The sequence below is a fragment of the Acidocella sp. genome (assembly GCF_052326845.1).
In the GTDB taxonomy this organism is placed as follows: Bacteria; Pseudomonadota; Alphaproteobacteria; order Acetobacterales; family Acetobacteraceae; genus Acidocella.
The window spans coordinates 1-6184 of record NZ_JBKQJR010000161.1; the positions used below are offsets into that span (position 1 = coordinate 1).

The window sequence follows — 6184 nt, forward strand, 5'->3', positions numbered from 1 at the left end:
CCCACGCAGTTTCAGGTGGTGCTGAAGCGCCAGGTGAACCCGAACTGGTATATCTATAACGGCCTTGGCCAGTTCATGCCGCTGCCCCAGCATGCCTGGGAAAAATACAGCACCGATCAGATCTTTCAGGAACAAAGCGACCCATCCTTCTTTCAGGTTGTGGATGGGCCGCTAGTGCCACAGAAACTCGAAATCGGGCTCGATCTTGTCATGGTTCCCAACCCGCGCTGGGAAGGGGCGAAGCTGCATTTCAACCGGCTGATCTGGAAATTCGTGGAGGTTGACGGCCAGACCGTGCAGCAGGTGGAATCGGGCGATCTGGACATGGCCAATATCCCGATGGGACTGTGGAACGCTGTGCGGAACCTGCCTGGGATTTACATGGTCAACCTGCCCCCGTCGCTCGATTTCAATGAGATCATGCTGAATTTCCGCAACTCGAAGGTAGCGTTCTTCAACGATGTCCGCGTGCGCCAGGCGATGGCGGATGCGATCAATCAGGCGGAGATGGTGGCGCTGATCGACCACGGCCATGGCACGGAAATTTACGGCCCGGTGCCGCCCGTGCCGCCCACCTATCTCACCCCGGCCATGAAGGCGGGACAGTATCCGGTCTCGTATGATCCAGCAAAAGCGGTCGCGCTTTTGCGGGAGGCGGGGTACACGCGCGGGCCGGATGGTATCATGCAGAAGAACGGCCAGCGCCTTTCCTTCACCTATCTGAACCTCACCGGCGATGTGCTCATCGAGCAGATCACGGAGATGAACCAGGCTTACCTGAAACGGGTTGGAATCGAGATGAAAGTGCGGGACATCGAGTTCAACCAGATGCTGGCGCTGCTGAACAATCCGCAAGCTGATTGGGAGGCAGCGGGACTGGGCGAGGACGCCCCCGGCTATCCCACCGGCGAGGAGCTGTATAAGACCGGCTCGTTTCTGAATTCCGGCGGTTATTCTGATCCGACCATGGACAAGCTGATTGACGAAAGCACGAACCAGCCGGGGCTGCAGGGGTTGTATGATTATGAGACCTACGCCAGCGCGCAGCAGCCGGTGCTTTTTCAGGAGAAGGAGTCGATCTCCATTCTGGCCCGCGACAACATCCACGGTGTGCAGGATTTCATGGACCCCGCATATAACTATTACCCGGATAAGCTCTACTGCACTGGGAGCGCGCAGCCTTGATAAAAATGATCTCCCGCCGCCTGGCGTCCTCCAGTCTGTCCATCTTCATCCTGGTCACGCTGGTATTTTTCATGGCGCATCTCACGCCCGGCGGGCCGGCCTATTCCATCCTCGGACAGAAGGCCACCGCCACCTCGGTCGCGCAGCTCAACGCAAGGCTGGGGCTCGATCATCCGCTCTGGCAGCAATATGCCGTGTGGTGGTGGCATCTGGCACATGGGCAGCTCGGCTATTCCTATCTGCTCAACCGCCCGGTCGGCGCGCTGCTGTGGCAGTACGAGGTGAACACGCTGGTGTTCTACACCACCGCCATCGTGGTCAGCACCGCGCTTTCGATTCTTCTTGGTCTGGTGCAGGGGGTTTACTTCAACCGCTGGCCGGCAAAGCTCATCGGCGGCTTCCAGCTCGGGTTCTACGCACTGCCGCCCTTCTTCGTCGCCGCCATGCTGGTGCTGTGGTTCTCCGTGCAGCTCAAATGGTTTCCCGCGAGCGGCATTACGAATCTCCGGCAGGTGCATCCTGGCATTGGCAGCTTCGCCGTGCATCTGGTGCTGCCGGTTACCACGGTAGCGCTGCTCACAGTCTCCTCGCTCTCGCGCTATTTCGGCGAGGCGGTGCATGACGAGTTGAGCAAAGATTACGTGCGCACGGCGCGGGCCAAGGGCGTGGGGTTCTCCGCCATATTGTTCCGCCATGTGCTGCGCAACGCGCTGCGCCCGCTCGTCACCATGCTCGGATTGTCCTTTCCCTACATCTTCACTGGTGGTGTCATCGTGGAATCGGTTTTCAACTATCCTGGCCTCGGCTGGCTCATGTGGCGCTCCGCGCTCTCGCAGGATTACCCCATCCTGATCGCCATCGTGCTGCTCATCGGCCTGCTCACCGTCATTGGCAACCTGCTGGCGGATCTGGTGAATGGCCTGCTCGACCCGAGGGCAAGCTATGAGTAACGCCACCATGGCTTCGCCCAGCCGCCTGCTGGCGCGCGCGTTCAGCAAGCACGGCACGCTCACGACCGGGCTGGTCCTGAGCGCCGTGATCCTGTTCATCGGCTTCGTGGCGCCGTTTATCTACACGCCGGACCCATACGCCATCCACCCGGCGCATGCGCTGGAAGCACCCAGCCTCGCGTTCCCGCTGGGCACGGATGAGCTGGGGCGGAACGGGCTGGCGCTGCTGCTTTCCGGCGGTCTCGCCACGCTGGTGGTGGCGCTGCCGGCGGCGCTGGTGGCGTTTCTCACCGGGCTGGCCTACGGACTTATCTCCGGCCTTGCCCCCGCCTGGGTGGACAAGCTGCTGATGCGCCTGCTGGACGTGTTCCTCGCTTTGCCGAGCCTCATCGTGCTCATCTTCTTCGCCTCGCTGGTGACGCTGGACAACACCAGCCTCATCCTGCTGCTTGGCTTCATCTCCTGGCCGGGGCTGGCACGACTGGTGCGCAACGAGGTGCTGGCCCAGCGCGGACGGGATTTCATCCTCGCCGCCGAGCAATCCGGCGCCGGCCGGCTTTATCTCGCGCGGGCGCATCTGCTGCGCGTCATCGCCCCGGTGCTGGTGGTGAACGGCACCTTCATGATCGGCGATTCGATCTTTGCGCTCTCCGCCTTGAGCTTTCTGGGGCTCGGCGTGCAGCCGCCGCAAGTGAGCTGGGGCAGCCTGCTGGAAACGGCACTGGACATTATCGCGCTCGACCCTTGGTGGCTCATTGTTCCGCCCGGCCTGCTGGTATTCGGCTCGCTGCTCGCGGCCTCGCTCACCGGACAGGGCCTGCTGCGCCTATGGGGCAATAACCGATGACCGCCGTACTCGACATCAGGAATCTATCCGTCTCGCTGCCGCGCGGAGGCGCTGGCAATGTGCCCATTCTGGAGCATCTCGACCTGACCGTGGCGCCAGGAGAGATGGTGGCGCTGGTGGGGGAGAGCGGCTCGGGCAAGACCATCGCAGCACTTTCCATCATGCGCCTGCTGCCGAAAGGCGCCGCAATCACCGGCGAGATCTGGCAGGACGGCATGGACCTCGCGCAGGCGGACGAGGCGGCGATGCGCCGCGTGCGCGGCAAGAAGATCGGCATGGTGTTCCAGAACCCGCTCTCGGCGCTCAACCCCACGCGCACCGTGGCGTCGCAGATCATGGAAGCCTGGCGTGTGCATGAGGGCGGCTCGGCCAAGGCCGCACGGGCACGGGCGCTGGAGCTTCTGGGCGAGGTCGGCATTCCCAACCCCGCTGCCCGGCTGGACGATTACCCGCACCAGTTCTCCGGCGGCATGCGCCAGCGCGTGATGATCGCCATGGCGCTGGCCTGCTCGCCGCAACTGCTCATCGCGGACGAGCCCACCACCGGGCTGGACCCGCTGATCGCCAAGCAGATCATGACGCTCATTGCCCGGCTGCGGCGTGAGCACAATATGGGCGTTCTGTTCGTCACGCATGACCTCTCGGTGGTGGAGGAACATGCCGACAGCGTCCATGTGCTGTATGCCGGGCGCAGCGTGGAGTGGGGCAAGGCGAAGGAATTCTTCGCGCATCCGCGCCACCCGTATAGCGAGGCGTTGCTGGGCGCCGTTGCCAGGCTCGGCCAGGCCAGGCTGCAGAACATTCCTGGCCATCTGCCGGAGCCGGAATCACGCCCGGCAGGCTGCCGCTTCACGCCGCGTTGCCCGTATGCGCAGGCGGATTGCAGCGCCGCTTATCCCCTGCCCTCACCCGCGGCTGGCACGGCGGCCGCCTGCCTGTACCCGCTGCCGGCTGTCGCGCAACCGGCCTACGCCGCCGCCCCGGCGCTTCCGGCCACGCCGCGGCAGTTTCCGCCCCAGCTGGAGTTGCGGAACCTCGCCGTGCGCTATGGCGGCGCCAGCGGCTGGTTTGGCGGAACCAAGAAACACCCGCCCTCGCTGGCGGATATTTCCCTCACCCTGGGCCGTGGCGAGTGCCTGGGCGTGGTGGGGGAAAGCGGTTCCGGCAAATCCACTCTTGGCCGCGCCGTGCTGCAAATGCTGCCGTACGAAGGCGATGTGCTGCTGGAGGGGCGCTCCTTCTCCTCATTGCGGGGCCAGGACCGACGCGCGCAGCGGCGGAAGCTTCAGGTGGTGTTCCAGGACCCGCGCGAATCCATGAACCCGCGCATGAGCATCGGCGAGGTCATTGCCGAGCCGCTGCGGCTGAAGGGGGGCATGAGCAACGCCGATCTGCGCGCGCGGGTGGAGGCGTTGCTCGCCAGCGTGGGGCTGAACCCGGAGATGGCGGCGCGTCTGCCCGGTGCGGTTTCGGGCGGCCAGGCCCAACGCATCGCCATCGCCCGCGCCCTTGCGGCGGAGCCGGAGATCATCGTGCTGGATGAGCCCACCTCGGCGCTCGATGTCTCAACGCAGGCGATGCTGCTGAACCTGCTGAAGGATCTCGCCTCGCGTCTGGCGCTTTCCTACATTCTCATCAGCCACGACTTCGCCGTCGTCAGCTACATGGCGGACCGCATCGCCGTGCTGAACGCCGGGCGCATCGTGGAAATGAATGAAACAAGCAAACTGATTTCGTGCCCGCAACACGGATACACCAAGGCGCTCATCAGCGCCGCACCGCAATTGCGCCCTCATTTAACTCAGGAGTTTTAAATTATGAGTGAAATTATCAGGCTGATCGTTCTCAGCGGCGGGTTGCTGCTTATCATGTTTCTGCTGCTCGTCCTCGCGCTGGCGGTGGTTATCGAGCGGTCCTATCTGCTGAAGAAAGTCCTGCGCCAAGGGAAGAACATTCACAACAAGCTGCGCCAGGTGAAGTACCAGGATATTTCTGGCCTCCAGACTCTGGCGAATGAATCCGCTGACACGTTGCAGGGCCATCTCATTGCCACCGCCATCGCCTCGCGCGGGGAGGATGCGGAAGAGATGGAAATGCACCTGGAAGAGGAGATCCTCTCCGCCACACCCAAGATCACGCGCCTGCTGTGGGTTCTCGACACTGTCGTCACCATCGCGCCGCTGCTCGGCCTGTTCGGCACCATTATCGGCATGATCCAGGCATTCAACGTGATCTCTTCCGATGGCGGGCCGTCCAAGGTCACCGGCGGCATCGCGGATGCGCTGATCTCCACCGGCGCTGGCCTGTTCATCGCCATCATTGCCGTCTATTTCGTGAACTACTTCAACGCGCTCACGCGCCAGATCATGCATCAGCTCGATCTGATCAAGCTCATCCTCATCAACCGTACCCACGGTCAGGGGGTTGGCACCAACGAATTCGCCGCCCGTCCGGCGCGCATTTTGGCGGGGGTATAAGCCCATGCGCAAACGCCGCGACTTTATGGAGCGCGAGAAGCCACGGCTCGAAATCGTGCCAATGATCGACATCATGATGTTCCTGCTCGTGTTCTTCGTGATGATCGTGCTGAAAATGATTCCGGATTCCGGCGTTACGCTGTCGCTGCCGGGCGCCTCCACGGCGCAGCAATTGCCGCACACGCAAGTGGTCATCGTCATCGACCAGGCTGGCAATATGCATGTGAAGGATCAGGTCATGAGCGCGGACGCGCTGGAGACATATCTGCAGGGCGTGAAGGCCACCAACGACACGGATGTGGTCGTGGCCGGTGACAAAGGCACCAGCTTGCAACAGTTGATGAATGTCATGGACCTCACCCGCAAAGCCGGCATCACCAATATCGGCATCGCCACCAATAACGCTCAATAGGACGAAAACGCCCCCAAGGCCGGCTTCATCCACCGGCAAGGACCATGGCGTTCAGTTGAACCCGTCGAACTCGCAACCCTGACTTGCGTTCGACGGGTTCTGCCCCCATCTGATGCGGCATCCTGTCCCCGGCAGGGCCTATGAGACAAAGCCGGCGTATTGAATAACGGAGGATTTCCGGCCCATCCTAGTGTTCTGACCGAGACGGATGATTCCCTAACTTGGCGAGATGTGCGAGTCGGTATTCATGAGGACCGACGAGGAGATCCAGCTTTCGCCTGAGGATCGGGTGCGGCTTGAGAAACTGGTGGCG

6 protein-coding genes are annotated in these 6184 nt (G+C 62.5%); all 6 read left to right on the forward strand.

What is annotated here, in order from left to right:
• On the forward strand, nucleotides 1–1185 hold a 1185-nt coding region (locus ACLPJJ_RS11080; RefSeq protein ID WP_443591037.1), incomplete at its 5' end, for an ABC transporter substrate-binding protein.
• 5 nt (nucleotides 1186–1190) lie between these two features.
• Complete coding sequence (locus tag ACLPJJ_RS11085; RefSeq protein WP_443591042.1) at nucleotides 1191–2135, forward strand: ABC transporter permease; 945 nt, start codon at nucleotides 1191–1193, stop codon at nucleotides 2133–2135.
• Nucleotides 2128–2982 (forward strand): ABC transporter permease, encoded by an 855-nt coding sequence (locus ACLPJJ_RS11090; protein ID WP_443591038.1) that lies wholly within the window; start codon nucleotides 2128–2130, stop codon nucleotides 2980–2982. The genes ACLPJJ_RS11085 and ACLPJJ_RS11090 overlap by 8 nt, the downstream gene beginning before the upstream one ends.
• The gene (locus ACLPJJ_RS11095; RefSeq protein ID WP_443591039.1) at nucleotides 2979–4796 is read left to right on the forward strand and encodes a dipeptide ABC transporter ATP-binding protein; all 1818 of its coding nucleotides are present in this window, start codon (nucleotides 2979–2981) and stop codon (nucleotides 4794–4796) included. Before ACLPJJ_RS11090 ends, ACLPJJ_RS11095 begins: the two co-directional genes overlap by 4 nt.
• 3 nt (nucleotides 4797–4799) lie before the next feature.
• Nucleotides 4800–5459 carry a MotA/TolQ/ExbB proton channel family protein gene (locus ACLPJJ_RS11100; protein ID WP_443591040.1) on the forward strand — a complete coding sequence of 220 codons (660 nt, stop codon included), beginning with the start codon at nucleotides 4800–4802 and terminating at the stop codon, nucleotides 5457–5459.
• A gap of 4 nt (nucleotides 5460–5463) precedes the next feature.
• Nucleotides 5464–5871, forward strand: a complete 408-nt coding sequence (locus ACLPJJ_RS11105; RefSeq protein ID WP_443591041.1) for an ExbD/TolR family protein — start codon at nucleotides 5464–5466, stop codon at nucleotides 5869–5871.
• Nucleotides 5872–6184: the final 313 nt, after the last annotated feature.

Bases quoted from the DNA above. Each gene is read 5' to 3' on its own strand.
- ACLPJJ_RS11085 (WP_443591042.1), top strand. From the start codon at position 1,191: ATGATCTCCCGCCGCCTGGCGTCCTCCAGTCTGTCCATCTTCATCCTG.
- ACLPJJ_RS11090 (WP_443591038.1), top strand. From the start codon at position 2,128: ATGAGTAACGCCACCATGGCTTCGCCCAGCCGCCTGCTGGCGCGCGCG.
- ACLPJJ_RS11095 (WP_443591039.1), top strand. From the start codon at position 2,979: ATGACCGCCGTACTCGACATCAGGAATCTATCCGTCTCGCTGCCGCGC.
- ACLPJJ_RS11100 (WP_443591040.1), top strand. From the start codon at position 4,800: ATGAGTGAAATTATCAGGCTGATCGTTCTCAGCGGCGGGTTGCTGCTT.
- ACLPJJ_RS11105 (WP_443591041.1), top strand. From the start codon at position 5,464: ATGCGCAAACGCCGCGACTTTATGGAGCGCGAGAAGCCACGGCTCGAA.